13 protein-coding genes and 1 pseudogene are annotated in these 13161 nt (G+C 69.9%); 4 read left to right on the top strand and 10 right to left on the bottom strand.

Translation table 11 applies throughout. From position 1 onward, the window contains the following. Positions 1-35: 35 nt before the first annotated feature. The gene (gene add, locus AB0H84_RS36030; RefSeq protein WP_357614580.1) at positions 36-1061 is read right to left on the bottom strand and encodes an adenosine deaminase; all 1026 of its coding nucleotides are present in this window, start codon (positions 1059-1061) and stop codon (positions 36-38) included. 100 nt (positions 1062-1161) lie between these two features. Here add and AB0H84_RS36025 point away from each other — a divergent pair, with 100 nt between their 5' ends. Continuing rightward, complete coding sequence (locus AB0H84_RS36025; protein WP_357614577.1) at positions 1162-1905, top strand: class I SAM-dependent methyltransferase; 744 nt, start codon at positions 1162-1164, stop codon at positions 1903-1905. An 18-nt stretch (positions 1906-1923) separates the two neighbouring features. Here the strand turns inward: AB0H84_RS36025 and AB0H84_RS36020 are convergent, their stop codons facing one another. The 3 genes from AB0H84_RS36020 to AB0H84_RS36010 all read right to left on the bottom strand — a co-directional run bounded on the left by AB0H84_RS36020 (position 1924) and on the right by AB0H84_RS36010 (position 4210). Beyond that, positions 1924-2499 (bottom strand): TetR/AcrR family transcriptional regulator, encoded by a 576-nt coding sequence (locus AB0H84_RS36020; RefSeq protein WP_357614574.1) that lies wholly within the window; start codon positions 2497-2499, stop codon positions 1924-1926. A gap of 12 nt (positions 2500-2511) precedes the next feature. Then, positions 2512-3381, bottom strand: coding sequence for an oxidoreductase (locus AB0H84_RS36015; RefSeq protein ID WP_357614572.1), 870 nt, complete (start codon positions 3379-3381; stop codon positions 2512-2514). An 82-nt stretch (positions 3382-3463) separates the two neighbouring features. Beyond that, on the bottom strand, positions 3464-4210 hold the full coding sequence (locus tag AB0H84_RS36010) for a hypothetical protein (protein WP_357614569.1): 747 nt from the start codon (positions 4208-4210) through the stop codon (positions 3464-3466). 73 nt (positions 4211-4283) lie between these two features. Here AB0H84_RS36010 and AB0H84_RS36005 point away from each other — a divergent pair. Next, positions 4284-4700, top strand: a pseudogene (locus AB0H84_RS36005) (Clp protease N-terminal domain-containing protein); the annotation flags it as partial. 276 nt (positions 4701-4976) lie between these two features. Here AB0H84_RS36005 and AB0H84_RS36000 read toward each other — a convergent pair. Continuing rightward, positions 4977-5999 carry a GNAT family N-acetyltransferase gene (locus AB0H84_RS36000; RefSeq protein WP_357614566.1) on the bottom strand — a complete coding sequence of 341 codons (1023 nt, stop codon included), beginning with the start codon at positions 5997-5999 and terminating at the stop codon, positions 4977-4979. Positions 6000-6238: 239 nt separating this feature from the next. Here AB0H84_RS36000 and AB0H84_RS35995 point away from each other — a divergent pair, with 239 nt between their 5' ends. Continuing rightward, on the top strand, positions 6239-7846 hold the full coding sequence (locus AB0H84_RS35995; RefSeq protein WP_357614564.1) for an amidohydrolase: 1608 nt from the start codon (positions 6239-6241) through the stop codon (positions 7844-7846). Positions 7847-7906: 60 nt separating this feature from the next. On the opposite strand, the gene AB0H84_RS35990 is transcribed toward AB0H84_RS35995, so the two are convergent. From AB0H84_RS35990 to gap, 5 genes are all read right to left on the bottom strand, one after another. Then, positions 7907-8251, bottom strand: coding sequence for an RNA polymerase-binding protein RbpA (locus tag AB0H84_RS35990; RefSeq protein WP_080037068.1), 345 nt, complete (start codon positions 8249-8251; stop codon positions 7907-7909). Positions 8252-8324: 73 nt separating this feature from the next. Then, positions 8325-8555, bottom strand: coding sequence for a preprotein translocase subunit SecG (gene secG, locus AB0H84_RS35985; protein ID WP_139630497.1), 231 nt, complete (start codon positions 8553-8555; stop codon positions 8325-8327). 99 nt (positions 8556-8654) lie between these two features. Beyond that, the gene (gene tpiA, locus AB0H84_RS35980; protein WP_357614562.1) at positions 8655-9437 is read right to left on the bottom strand and encodes a triose-phosphate isomerase; all 783 of its coding nucleotides are present in this window, start codon (positions 9435-9437) and stop codon (positions 8655-8657) included. Positions 9438-9443: 6 nt separating this feature from the next. Further along, on the bottom strand, positions 9444-10643 hold the full coding sequence (locus AB0H84_RS35975; RefSeq protein ID WP_357614559.1) for a phosphoglycerate kinase: 1200 nt from the start codon (positions 10641-10643) through the stop codon (positions 9444-9446). Positions 10644-10921: 278 nt separating this feature from the next. Then, entirely contained in the window at positions 10922-11926 is a 1005-nt protein-coding gene (gap, locus tag AB0H84_RS35970; protein WP_357614557.1) for a type I glyceraldehyde-3-phosphate dehydrogenase, read from the bottom strand. A 184-nt stretch (positions 11927-12110) separates the two neighbouring features. Here gap and AB0H84_RS35965 point away from each other — a divergent pair, with 184 nt between their 5' ends. Continuing rightward, on the top strand, positions 12111-12752 hold the full coding sequence (locus tag AB0H84_RS35965; protein ID WP_357614555.1) for a hypothetical protein: 642 nt from the start codon (positions 12111-12113) through the stop codon (positions 12750-12752). Positions 12753-13161 lie beyond the last annotated feature (409 nt).

Below are 13161 nucleotides of genomic sequence, written 5' to 3'. Positions count from 1 at the left end.
GGGCCGGACCATGAACCGGCCCCGGTGCGGGCGCCTCAGGCTCCTTGGGCCGCCAGCAGGTCGTCGATCTCCTTGAGCAGCGCCTGCTTGCGCTCCTGCGCCAGGTAGGACGCCTGGACGCCGTTCCTGGCGAGCTGCGCGAGCTCTTTCTTGCCGAAGCCGAAGGTGTGCGCGGCCACCCGGTACTCCTCCGCCAGCGTCGTGGCGAACATGGGCGGGTCGTCGCTGTTGAGCGTCACGTACAGGCCCTCCTCCAGCATCCGCGGCAGCGGGTGCTCCTCGATGCGGGCGATCTGGCCCGTACGGAGATTGGAGGTGGGGCACACGTCCAGCGGGAGCTGGGTGTCGCGCAGGTGCGCGACCAGGCGCGGGTCGGCGAGGCAGTTGATGCCGTGGCCGATGCGCTCGGCGCCGTAGCCCTCGATGACCTCCCAGATCGTCTCAGGGCCGCTCATCTCGCCGCCGTGCGGGACGCTGTGGAGGCCCGCGGCGCGGGCGGCCGAGAACGCCGAACGGTATGCGTCCCGATATTTCGGGCGCTCCTGCTCGATGCCTCCGATGCCGAAACCTACCAGCGCGGCGGGAGGTTCCTGGAGGGCGTGCTCGACGGTCACCTTGGCGGCCTCCTCGCCGTACTCGCCGGGGATGTCGAAGATGTACGCCATCTCCACCCCGTGCTCGCTCAGCGAGCGGCGGGCGGCCAGGTCCAGAGCCTCGGTGACCTCGCGCATGGGCATGCCGACGATGTGGTGGGCGTACGGGGTCACCTGCAGCTCCACGTACCGGGCGCCCTGCGGGGCGAGGTCGCGGGCGAGGCCCAGGACGAGGGTGGCCACGTCCTCGGGCTCGCGGACGAGGGCGTTGACGGCCCGGTACACCTGCGCGAAGTGCGGGAAGTCGCGGAAGGTGTAGAAGCGGCGCAGCTCCTCCTCCGTCGAGGGCACGGGGCCGCCGGGGTGGCGGCGGGAGAGCTCGAGGACGGTGGGGACCGAGGCCGAGCCGACCAGGTGCACGTGGAGCTCGACCTTGGGCAGCGCGTCGATGAAGGCGTCGAGGGTCATGGCGACGACCCTAGGCGGCACATTTCCCGAAAAAACAGCGTTAGCACCGAAATTTCACAGCAAAATGTCAGGTTCGGCGTCCTGGGCTAAGCTGGGCTGCGTGACCAACGCCGAAGCGTACGATCGCGGCTTCGCCCAGCTGAGCGCCCACACCGTCGGCCCCCTCCTCGACCGGGCGTGCGCGCCCCGGCTGCTCGACGTCGGCTGCGGCACGGGCGTGGTCACCGCGGCGGCGCTCGCGTTAGGCGCCGAGGTCACCGCCGTGGACGTCAACCCGGTGATGCTGGAGCTGACCGCCCGCCGCCATCCGTACGCGACGACCCGCCAGGCCGCGCTTCCCGACCTGCCGTTCGAGGACGGGGAGTTTGACGCCGTAGCGGGAAATTTCATCATCAATCACGTGCCCGACACGGCCGAGGCGCTCAAGGAGCTCCACCGCGTGCTGCGCCCGGGCGGCACGCTCGCCCTGACCTGGTGGAAGTCCGACGAGATGACCGCCACGAACGTCTTCTCCGACGCCATCGCCGCCGCCGAGGTCCCCTACCAGCCTCCCGCCCGGCCGTTCACCGGCAACGACACGCCGCAGCGGTTCACGGAGCTGCTGGAGCAGGCGGGTTTCCAGGACGCGGCCGTGGAGACCCTGCGCTGGCGCCACCGGGTGGACCTCGCGACCTGGTGGACCGACATCGTGCAGGCCGGCGGCCCCCGCTTCGCGGTGATCGCGCGACAGCCGCCGGAGACCGTCGAGCGGATCAGGGCTCACTACATCAGGCTGGCCGCACCGTACGAGGAGGAGGGTTTCCCCGTGTGCGCCCACCTGGCGCACGCCACCCGCTGCCGCTGACTCCAGGAAAACCCCTTCTCAGCCCTTCGACCAGGCGGTCGCCAGCGGCATCAGTACCCCGTCGACCGACTCCGCGACGAACTCCGGGCCGAACGGCGGCCCGGCGAAGATCAGCCGATGCCACACCAGCGCCTCGGCCAGCGCGAAGAACCGCCCGGGATCGACCGGCCCGGCCAGCTCCCCGCGCGCCACGGCCCGCTCCAGCGGTTCGCGTACGGCGTCGAGGTCTCTCGTGCTCAGATGCGTGCGCAGCGTGCGCGCCAGCTCCTGGTGGGACAGCAACGTCGACGACAGGCCGATGATGAGCCCGTGCTTGCGCTCCACCGTCTCGCACAGGCTCCAGAAGACGGCGGCCAGGTCGCCGCGGAGCGAGCCGGTGTCGGCGCCCTGCGGCGCGTCGGTGTCGAATCGCCGGCAGATGACGTCCACCACGAGCTCCGGCTTGCCCGGCCAGCGCCGGTAGATGGTGGCCTTGCTGGCCTTGGCCCGCTTGGCGATCTGGTCGACCGACATCCGGTCGTAACCGACCTCCGACAGCAGCTCCATCGTGGCGTCGAGGATGGCCCTTTCGCGCTCGGGGTCGAGTGGAGCCACGTACACGTCCTTCTAGCTGTAGGCGATTTCCTGGAATCGTACGCCCGTCAGCTCGGCCGACACGTCCCAGAGCCTCCTGGCGAGCCCTTCCGACCTGGCCGCGGCCGACGGCGTGAGGAGCTTGAGCTTGGGGCCGACGAACTCGCCGCCGCGGACGTCCGGGGAGGTCGCGGCGTAGAGCGAGGGCAGCGCACCGGCCGCCGCCGACTTGAGGAACACGCCCACGAGGGGCTGTAGCGGCCCCACCTTGACGATGTTCGTGGCGGTGGCGCCCGGGTGACTGGCGACGCTCTTCAGGTCCGCACCGGCCTTCTCAGCGCGTCGCTGGAGTTCCAGAGTGAACAGCAGGTTGGCCAGCTTGGACCGTCCGTACGAGCTCATCCGGCCGTAACCGCGCTCCAGGGCGAGGTCGTCGAAGTCGATCTTTCCCCACGTGTGCGCGTCACTGGAGACGGTCACCACGCGGGCGCCGGGAGAGGCGAGCAGGTGCGGCAGCAGCAGGCCGGTGAGCGCGTAATGGCCCAGGTGGTTGGTGCCGAACTGCATCTCGAAGCCGTCCTTGGTCTCCTGCCTGGGGATCAGGCCGATGCCCGCGTTGTTGATCAGCAGATCGACCTTCTCCACGCCCTCGGCGAACCGCCTGACCGAGGCCAGGTCCGCCAGGTCGATGCGGCGGTACTCGACCTGGCCGCCGGGCACCTCCCGCTGGATCTCCGCGACGGCCGCGGCGCCCTTCTCCGGCGAGCGGGCCGCGACGACGACATGGGCGCCGTGCCTGGCCAGCTCCAGCGCGGTGGGGAGCCCGATGCCGCTGTTGGCGCCCGTCACGATGGCGGTCTTGCCGCTCAGGTCGGGCATGGAGTCGGGGGTCCAGCCAGTCATCGCCACTCCTTGGGTGCGTTTACCGCTGCCGGCCGCGAGCCGCTGGACGCGGCACACGGTGTACGAAACCGTTTCGTACACCCTAGCCTAGTCGCCCACGCGCGTGGCGCTCCTCGCGCCGCGTGACTTCGAGCCGCTGCTCGGCCTCGGCGAGCCGCTTGCGGGCCTTGGCCAGCTTCCGCTCCAGCCGGGCGACCCGCTCGGCGCGCTCGTCGTGCTTCTTGAGTGCGGCATCCAGCGCCTCCTGCCACTCCTTGTGCGCGGCCTCGGCCTCCTGGCGCTCCTTGGCCTTCCTGGCCTCGGCCTCCTCGCGCTCTCTCGCCTCCTCCTCCGGTGGCTTGCGCCTGGCGGGCCGCCCACGGGGGATGGGGGCGGGGGCGAAGCCGCTGTAGTTGAGGGGCTTGGCCAGGCGGCCTTCGCGCACCTGCGCGGCCGCGTCGGCGTCCACGACGGCGGCCTCCAGCGTCTGGTCCACCTCGGCCGCCGCCGCGGACGACAGGCCGCTGTCCTGCCTCGCCAGCCGGCCGGCCTTGGCCGTCACGTCGCCGCGGCGCCGGGTCAGCTCGGCCAGCGCGTCGGGGTCCTGCTCCTGCCAGGCGGCACGCAGCCGCTCCCCCACCTCGAGCAGCTCGGCCACTTCCCCAGGGTGCTCGCGGGCGAGCCGGTTCACGGCCCAGGCGGATACCGTCGGCTTGCGCAGCTTCGCGATCTCGCGCGCGAGCCGTACGTCGCCCGCTTCCTTCGCCGCACGGGCCTCGGCCTCGCGCGCGGCGGTGAACTCGGACGGCGGCAGCGCATATAGCCTGCCGGCCACCTCGTCAAGATCCACACAGGACAAATACCCCACATCCGCTGGTTTGTAGCGCATAGTGGAGGCAGTGGCAGTCGAACGGAGGCCCCCCGTGTTCGAACGCTTCACCGACCGCGCGCGCCGAGTCGTCGTCCTCGCCCAGGAGGAGGCGCGGATGATGAGCCACAACTACATCGGCACGGAGCACATCCTGCTCGGCCTCATCCACGAGGGCGAGGGCCTGGCCGCACTGGTGCTCGACGGCTGCGGCGTGGAGCTCGAGCACGTACGGGCCTTCGTCGAGCGCGAGACGGGCCGCGGCACCAAGTCGCCCGGCGGGCACATCCCGTTCACCGCGCGCGCCAAGAAGGTGCTGGAGCTGTCGCTGCGCGAGGCCCTGCAGCTGCGCCACAACTACATCGGCACCGAGCACATCCTGCTCGGGCTGATCAGGGAGGGCGAGGGGCTGGCCGCGCAGGCGCTCGTGGACGCGGGCGCGGATCTGGCGGACGTACGGCAGCGCCTGCTCGAACGCGCGGGGCGCGCCTCCAAGGAGCGCCCGAGCGAGATGTTCTTCGCGGGCGGCTCGGTGCTGGGCGACCGGCTCGCGCGGATCGAGGAGAGCCTGGAACGCATCGAACGCCACCTGGGCATCCAGCCGCCCGCCGACGGGAAACCCGCCGAGAAGTCCTCCGACGAGCCTGCCGGGAAGCCTTTCGACGAGCCTCCCTCGACGCCTACCGATGAGCCGCCGCCGGCCGAAGAGGGCCTGGGCTGACGCCTCTTCGGCGGGGTGTACCGGGGCCTAGGCCGACGCCAGCGCGCCGACCGGCAGCCTGGCCTCCATGACGCCCGGGTCCTCGGTGTAACCCAGCGTCGCGCCCAGCGAGATCAGCATCCTGCGCATCCTGGCGTTGTCGGACAGCATGGTGGCCCTGACCTCCGCGTACCCGAGATCGCGGGCGGCCCGCACGAGCATCCTGGCCATCGCCGTGCCCAGACCGCGCCCCTGCCAGCGGTCCTCGACCAGGAAGGCCATCTCGGCGATGCCGGGGTCGGGGGTGAACATGAGGTTGGCCATCCCCACGACCTGACCGTCGTGCCCGGCGACCAGCGAATGTGCCCTGTTCCTGTCACAGAGCCGGTCGAAGATACGCGCCGGCAGCGCGGGCATGGAGGTGAAGTAGCGGAACCTGCGCGACTCGGGCGAGCATCTGTCGTGCAGATCGCGTACGGCCTCGCGGTAGATCGAGGTGAGCGGGCGGACCGTGACCTCCGCGCCGTCGGCGAGCTTGATCGCGCGGTCGGCCGCGGCCTGCTCGGTGGCGGGCTGGGCGAGCCGGGCGAAGGAGGCCGCCCTGGCCGCCTCGGTCAGCGTGAACGGCAGCTCCGCGCGGCGCAGCCGTACCGCCCTCCTGGGGGCCACGGGGACGACGAGCTGGGTCGGGTCTGGAAGATCACTCACCGCTTCACCATAGATCCACCTGGCGTCGTCGGCGCGCAGCAACTCGGCCAGGAGCTCGGGCAGCCGCCACGGCATGGAACGCAGCCTGGAGGCCAGCAGCAGCGCCCTGGTGGGCTCGTCGGTCAGCTCGTGAGCGGTGGCGGGGACCACCTGGACCCGGCGGCCACCGGCCGCCTCCAGCGCCTCGCGCACCGTCTCGGGGTTGGCGGGGATGTCGGCGACGAACTCGTCGACGGTGCCGTCCGCGTCGGACTGCACGCTCAGGCCGAGGATGTTGCCGCCCCTGTCCGCCAGGGCCGCGGCGAGTGAGGCCAGCCGGCCGGGTCGCTCGTCCACCGTGGTGCGGATGCGCAAGAATCCCATGCCCAAGAGCATGCCTGGCGGCTGTTACGCAACCGCTAACGATGTGTTTCATCGCGTATTTCATCGCAAGAAGCCACGATTTATCCCCCTTTAGCCCTCTACATCACCCCGCCCGTACGCGCCCCCGCTGCCGCACCACAGCGCCACCCCCCGCTTGTCGCAGGTCACCGGGCCGGGCGGGAAGATGTACGGCGGGCTCGGCGTGCGCGAGCCGATCCACCGCTGAGAAAGGGAACCCCATGAACATCCTCTTCCGAGGAGGCCGCGTCCTCACTCCGAAGGGCGTGCTTTCCGAGGCCGTGCTGGTGAGCGATGGCGTGATCGCCGCGGTGGGCCCCGAGGGCGAGCTGGCCCGCCGCGCGCCGTCCCACGAGACGGTGGACCTGGACGGCGGCCTGCTGGTGCCGGGTTTCACGGACGCGCACATGCACCCGGTCCAGGCGGGCCTCGAACGGTCGAAGTGTGATTTGTCCGAACATTTCGGCCTTGACGAGTACATAGGCGTGATAGCCGACTATGCCGCGAAAAATCCTGGTAAGGAGTGGATCGATGGTGGTGGCTGGGACATGTCGGCGTTCCCCGGCGGCCTCCCCCACCGCGAGCAGCTCGACTTCCTCGACCGCCCCGCCTACCTCATCCAGCGTGACCACCACGCCGCCTGGGTCAACACCCGAGCCCTGCGCGAGGCCGGGATCACGAGGGACACGCCGGACCCGGCCGACGGCCGCATAGAGCGCGACGCCGCGGGCGAGCCCACCGGAGTCCTGCACGAGGGCGCGATGGACCTCGTCGGCCTGCTCACCCCCCGTCCGACCGCCCAGGACCTGGAGGACGCGCTGGCCGACGCGCAGGAGCACCTGTTCTCGCTGGGCATCACGGGCTGGCAGGACGCCATCGTGGGCTCCTACGCCGGTTCCCAGGACCAGCTGCCCACCTACCTGGCCGCGGCCCGCTCAGGCCGGCTCAGGGCGCGCGTGGTGGGCGCCCTGTGGTGGGACAGGACGCGCGGCCTGGACCAGATGGAGGAGCTGGTCGAACGCCGGGCCGCCGCCGAGGGCCTCGACCGTTTCACGGCCACCTCGGTCAAGATCATGCAGGACGGCATCACCGAGAACTTCACGGCCGCCACGCTGGAGCCGTACTGCCTGTGCGGCGGCACGGGCCTGTCGTACGTGGACCCGCAGAAGCTCAAGGAGTACGTCGCCGAACTGGACCGGCTCGGCTTCCAGGTGCACTTCCACGCCATCGGCGAGCGGGCCGTGCGCGAGGCCCTGGACAGCTTCGAGGGCACGAACCCCGGCAACCGGCACCACATCGCCCACCTGCAGATCATCGAGCCGTCGGACGTGCCGCGCTTCGCCGCCCTGGGCGTCACCGCCAACCTGCAGCCGCTGTGGGCCACGCACCACGCCCAGATGGACGAGCTGACGCTGCCGTACCTGGGAGAGCCGCGCTCGTCCTGGCAGTACCCGTTCGCGGACCTGCTGGCGCACGGCACCCGCTTCTGCGCGGGCAGCGACTGGCCGGTCTCCAACGCCGACCCCATCCAGGGCATGCACGTCGCGGTCAACCGCACCGAGCCGGGCGACTCGGTGCACGCGAGCTACCCGACCGCGCAGACCCCGTTCCTGCCCGGCCAGCGCATCGACCTGGCCACGGCCATGACCGCGTACACGGAGGGCTCGGCCTGGATCAACCGCTCCCCCGCCGGCGCCCTGGAGCCGGGCCGGCCGGCCGACCTGGTGGTGCTGGACCGCGACCCATTCGAGCTCCCGCCCGGCGACATCTGGACGACGCGGACGCGCATGACGTTCGTGGACGGCGACGCGGTCTACGAGCGCCGCTGAGCGTCCCGGAAACGGCGAAAGGGCCTCGGCAACCCGAGGCCCTTTCCCCGAATCCGGTCACTACCAGGGGGACTTGTTGTTACGCAGGCGCTCCAGTGCCTCCTCGAGGATCGCCTTGCCGTCCTTGTCGCTCCTGCGCTCCTTCACGTAGGCAAGATGCGTCTTGTACGGCTCGTTCTTCGGCGGGGCAGGTGGGGCCGACTCGTCCTGTCCGGCAGGAAGGCCACAACGTGGGCAGTCCCACAGTTCGGGGACCGCCGCGTCGCTGGCGAAACTGGGGCGCGTCTCGTGCATGTTGGCGCACCAGAACGAGACCCGCACTCTCGGAGCTGCCTCGCCGCGCTCGGCCTCCCCCATAGGGCCGGCGCCGACTCGGCTGCCACGGATCGCGTTGCCACTACCCACGGATGAACTCCTCGCTCGATCGCCCCGCGCGCAGACACGGGGGGAGAATCACTGTCACGCGTTAACTTGTTGCTCAGGGCTTCATGAGCAAGCCGAGAGCGATGATGCAGACGAACCAGATGGTGCCCGTGATGACGGTCAGCCGGTCGAGGTTGCGCTCCACCACCGAGGAACCACCGAAGTTCGACGAGAAACCGCCGCCGAACATGTCAGACAGGCCGCCACCCTTGCCCTTGTGGAGCAGCACGAGCAGGATCATGAGACCGCTCGCCAGGATGAGGGCGATGGAGATTCCGATTTCCACGGTATGCCTGTTCCTTCAATGCTTTGTTACGCGTGACGATTCAGACTTGCCTTCTGAGGGTACGGCCTGCTGTCAAGTCGCACCCCCAGAACGACTCAGTTAGCCTGGCATACCGTAGAAACGGCAGATCTTCGCGAACTCCCCGGCGTCGATGCTGGCGCCGCCCACGAGCGCGCCGTCGACATCAGGTTGTGCCATGATCCCTGCGATATTGCCTGACTTGACCGAGCCTCCGTAAAGGATACGGACGCCGGAGGCCACTTCGGGGTCGTAGAGCTCAGCGAGTCTGACTCGCAGCGCGCCACACACCTCCTGGGCGTCCTCCGGGGTGGCCACCTCGCCGGTGCCGATCGCCCACACCGGCTCGTAGGCCACCACTATCGATTTTGCCTGCTCGGCGGTGATTTTGCGCAGCGCGGCGTCGAGTTGACCGAGACTGTGCGCGATGTGGCCGCCCTCTTGGCGTACCGCCAGGCCCTCTCCGACACAGAGGATCGGGGTGAGCGAGTGGCGGTAGGCGGCCTGCACCTTGGCGTTGACCAGGTCGTCGTCCTCGCCGTGGTACTGCCGGCGCTCGGAGTGGCCCACGATGGTGTACGTGCAGCCCAGCTTGGCCAGCATGGCGCCCGAGATCTCACCGGTGTAGGCGCCCGCGTCGTACTGCGACAGGTCCTGGGCGCCGTACACGATCCTGAGCTTGTCGCCGTCGACCAGCGTCTGCACGCTGCGCAGATCGGTGAACGGCGGCAGGACGGCGACGTCGACCTTGTCGAAGTCCTTGTCGTTGAGCGCGAAGGCGAGCTTCTGGACCAGCGCGATGGCCTCGAGATGGTTGAGGTTCATCTTCCAGTTGCCGGCCATAAGGGGCTTACGCGTGCTCATGGTCACTCAGTCCTCCAAGGCCGCGAGTCCGGGAAGGGTCTTGCCCTCAAGGTATTCGAGGCTGGCCCCGCCGCCGGTGGAGATGTGCGAGAAACCGTCCTCGGGGAGTCCCAGCTTCCGCACGGCGGCCGCCGAGTCGCCCCCGCCCACCACGGTGAAGGCCCCGTCGCTGCTGGTACGGGCGATCAGCGCCTCGGCCACCGCCCTGGTGCCGCCGGAGAACGCGTCGAACTCGAACACGCCCATGGGGCCGTTCCAGAAGACGGTCCCGGCGTCGGCCAGCTTGGAGGCGAACAGCTCGCGCGTCTTGGGCCCGATGTCGAGCCCCTCGCGGTCGGCCGGGATCGCCGTGGCCTCGACCACGTCGTGCTCAGCGTCCGGCGCGAACGTGGCCGCCGCCAGGATGTCGACGGGCAGCACCAGCTCGACGCCGCGCTCGGCGGCCTCGTTGAGGAAGCCGCGCACCTGGTCGAGCTGGTCCTCCTGGAGCAGCGACTTGCCGACCTCGTGGCCCTGGGCCTTGAGGAAGGTGTACGCCATGCCGCCGCCGATCAGCAGCCGGTCGACCTTGGTCAGCAGGTTGGCGATGACGCCGAGCTTGTCGGAGACCTTGGCGCCGCCCAGCACCACGGCATAGGGCCGCTCGGGGCTCTCGGTCAGCTTCTTCAGCACCTCGACCTCGGCCATGACCAGGCCGCCCGCCGCATGCGGCAGCAGCTTGGGCACGTCGTAGACGCTGGCGTGCTTGCGGTGCACCGCGCCGAACCCGTCGCCCACGTAGAGCTCGGCCAGACCGGCCAGCTTCTCCGCGAACGCGCCCCGCTCGGCGTCGTCCTTGGACTCCTCGCCCGGCTCGTAGCGCAGGTTCTCCAGCAGCGCCACCTGGCCGTCCTGGAGCTGCTCCACAGTGCTCTTGGCGCTGTCGCCGACCACGTCGGCGGCGAAGGCGACCTCCTGGCCGAGCAACTCGCCCAGGCGCCCGGCCACCGGCCTGAGCGAGTATTTCGGCTCGGCCTTGCCCTTGGGCCTGCCCAAGTGGGCACAGACGACGACCTTGGCGCCCCGGTCCACCAGCGTCCTGATCGTCGGCACCGACGCCCGGATGCGGCCGTCGTCGGTGATCGTCTCCCCGTCGAGGGGGACGTTGAGGTCGGCGCGCACGAGCACGCGCCGCCCCTTCACGTCGAGATCGTCGAGCGTGCGCATGCTCATACTCCTGTTCATGGCCTCTGCTCCGCAGAGGCAGGCTCGGTCGCTGGGGAGCCGTCGCCTTCCCTCGTCACTCCGGTCGCTACGCTCCCTGCGTTCCTCAGTCCAGGCGACGGCGCTCCCTCGCGGGTCCATGGCCTCTGCTCCGCAGAGGCGGGCTCGGTCCGTGGCCTTCACTCCGAGAAGGCGGCTCGCTCCCCTGGAGCCGCCGCCTTCTCTCGCGGGCTCATGCCCTCACTACGTCAAGGCGCACCCGGTCGCTCGGACCCGCTGGATCAGAGGTCGCGGCCGACCAGCTCGATCAGGTCGGCGAGGCGGTTGGAGTAGCCCCACTCGTTGTCGTACCAGCCGACGACCTTGACCTGGTTGCCGATCACCTTGGTGAGGCCGGCGTCGAAGATGCACGAGGCCGGGTCGGTGACGATGTCGGAGGAGACGATCTCGTCCTCGGTGTAGCTCAGGATGCCCTTGAGCGGGCCGTCGGCGGCGGCCTTGACCGCGGCGTTGACCTCCTCGACGGTGACCTCGCGGCTCACGTCGACGGTGAGGTCGGTGGCCGAGCCGGTGGGGATCGGCACGCGCATGGCGAAGCCGTCGAGCTTGCCCTTGAGCTCGGGCAGGACCAGGCCGATGGCCTTGGCGGCGCCCGTCGAGGTGGGCACCACATTGAGCGCGGCGGCGCGGGCGCGACGCAGGTCCTTGTGCGGGCCGTCCTGCAGGTTCTGGTCCTGCGTGTAGGCGTGGATGGTGGTCATCAGACCCTTCTCGATGGTGAAGGTGTCGTGGAGGACCTTGGCCATCGGCGCCAGGCAGTTGGTGGTGCAGGAGGCGTTGGAGATGATGGTGTGGCTGGCCGGGTCGTAGGACTTCTCGTTGACGCCCATCACGATGGTGACGTCCTCGTTCTTCGCCGGGGCGGAGATGATGACCTTCTTCGCGCCGTTCTCGGCGTGCACCTTGGCCTTGTTGGCGTCAGTGAACAGACCCGTCGACTCCACGACCACGTCGACACCGAGGTCGCCCCAGGGCAGCTTGCCCGGGTCGCGCTCCTCGAAGACCTTGATCGCCTTGCCGTCGACGGTGATCTCGTCGCTGGAGGCCTTCACCTCATACGGCAGACGGCCCAGGATGCTGTCGTACTTGAGCAGGTGAGCGAGCGTCGCGTTGTCGGTCAGGTCGTTGACCGCGACGATCTCGATGTCCTTGCCGCTGGCGGCCACAGCGCGCCAGAAGTTGCGGCCGATGCGGCCGAAGCCGTTGACGCCTACGCGGATGCTCACGGAAACCGATCTCCTCGAACCAGATGGCGGGCTGAAACCTCAACCACGAACCTTATCGGACCTAAATTGGTTTAGACCACTGGAGGTACCCACTCTGAATCGGCGTTCAGGAGGCACGTTTTGCGACGGTCGAGTAAAGTGCCCGACTCATCGATGTAAATTCGTGCATTCTCTGGGGGCTGAGATGTCACATAAGCGGTCCGGCCTGCTGCCGGGGCTGGTCACCGGGCTGATCGCCGCGCTGGTCTGCGCGGCGGCCTTGGGGGCGGCCGTCCTGTTCCAGACCCGCCTTCCCGCCGCCGTCACGACGTTCGGGAACGGCCACCCTCTGTCGCTCGTTTCGTCCCTCGCGATCGCTCTCATCGTCGTCCTGGCGATAGGCGCGGTACGCCCCCGCAGCGTCATCCTGGTCCCCGTGGCAGCCCTGTACGCGGGCGGAGCCGTGGCGGCAGGCCAGATCGCGGGATCCTCCATCATGATCGGCGCCACCCTGCGCACCCCGCCCGCCGAGCGCGGCCCCGCGGACCTGGCCGACATCACCCTGGACAACTTCTCCGCCGGCCTCCCCTACGCGCCGTCGCTCTACCGGGACCCCCTGTCGGAGACGTGGGCCGCCTGGCTCTACATCGGCGTGGCCGCCCTGGCGGCCCTCGTCCTGCTCACCCTACGTGTAACCCGCGTCCGCCGGGCGCAGCGCGCCCTGGCGGCCGGGGAGGCGTCGGCGGAGGAGCCCGAGTACCGCGCTCCGTTCGAACCCGCCCAGGCCCCGACCCCGAAGGCGACAGCGGACCTGTTCACTCCCCGCAAGCCCGCCAACAAGGACTGAGCCGCACCGGCCGGGCCTACCGGGGACGTCCGGAACGGCGTGCCGCTTCTACCGGAGCCCCCACGGCCGGCGAACCGACGGCCGTGGGGACGGTCAAGGCGGCCACGGAGCCGGCCCAGAATGCGCGTCGTCACGGCGACCGGCCCGTGAGCCTTCACGACCGGCCATGACGGACGGCAACCCACGTCGGCGCGTGCGGCCCACCGTGCGCAGCCGTACAGGATGAAGGTTTTCATGGGACGCGGCCCAGCGTCCGCGACCACAGCTCATGAGGGGGCGCCCACCGTCCGCGACCACAACTCACGAGGTGGGCGCCCCACCATCCACGACCATAAGCGCCCCAACGCGCGCAACCGCACATACGAACTCGGCGCGCCCCAGCCCAGATCGGCGCGGCACACCGGGCCGC

Source organism: Nonomuraea sp. NPDC050786 (genome assembly GCF_040654115.1).
GTDB lineage: Bacteria > Actinomycetota > Actinomycetes > Streptosporangiales > Streptosporangiaceae > Nonomuraea.
This window is presented reverse-complemented; position numbering and strand designations above follow the sequence as displayed.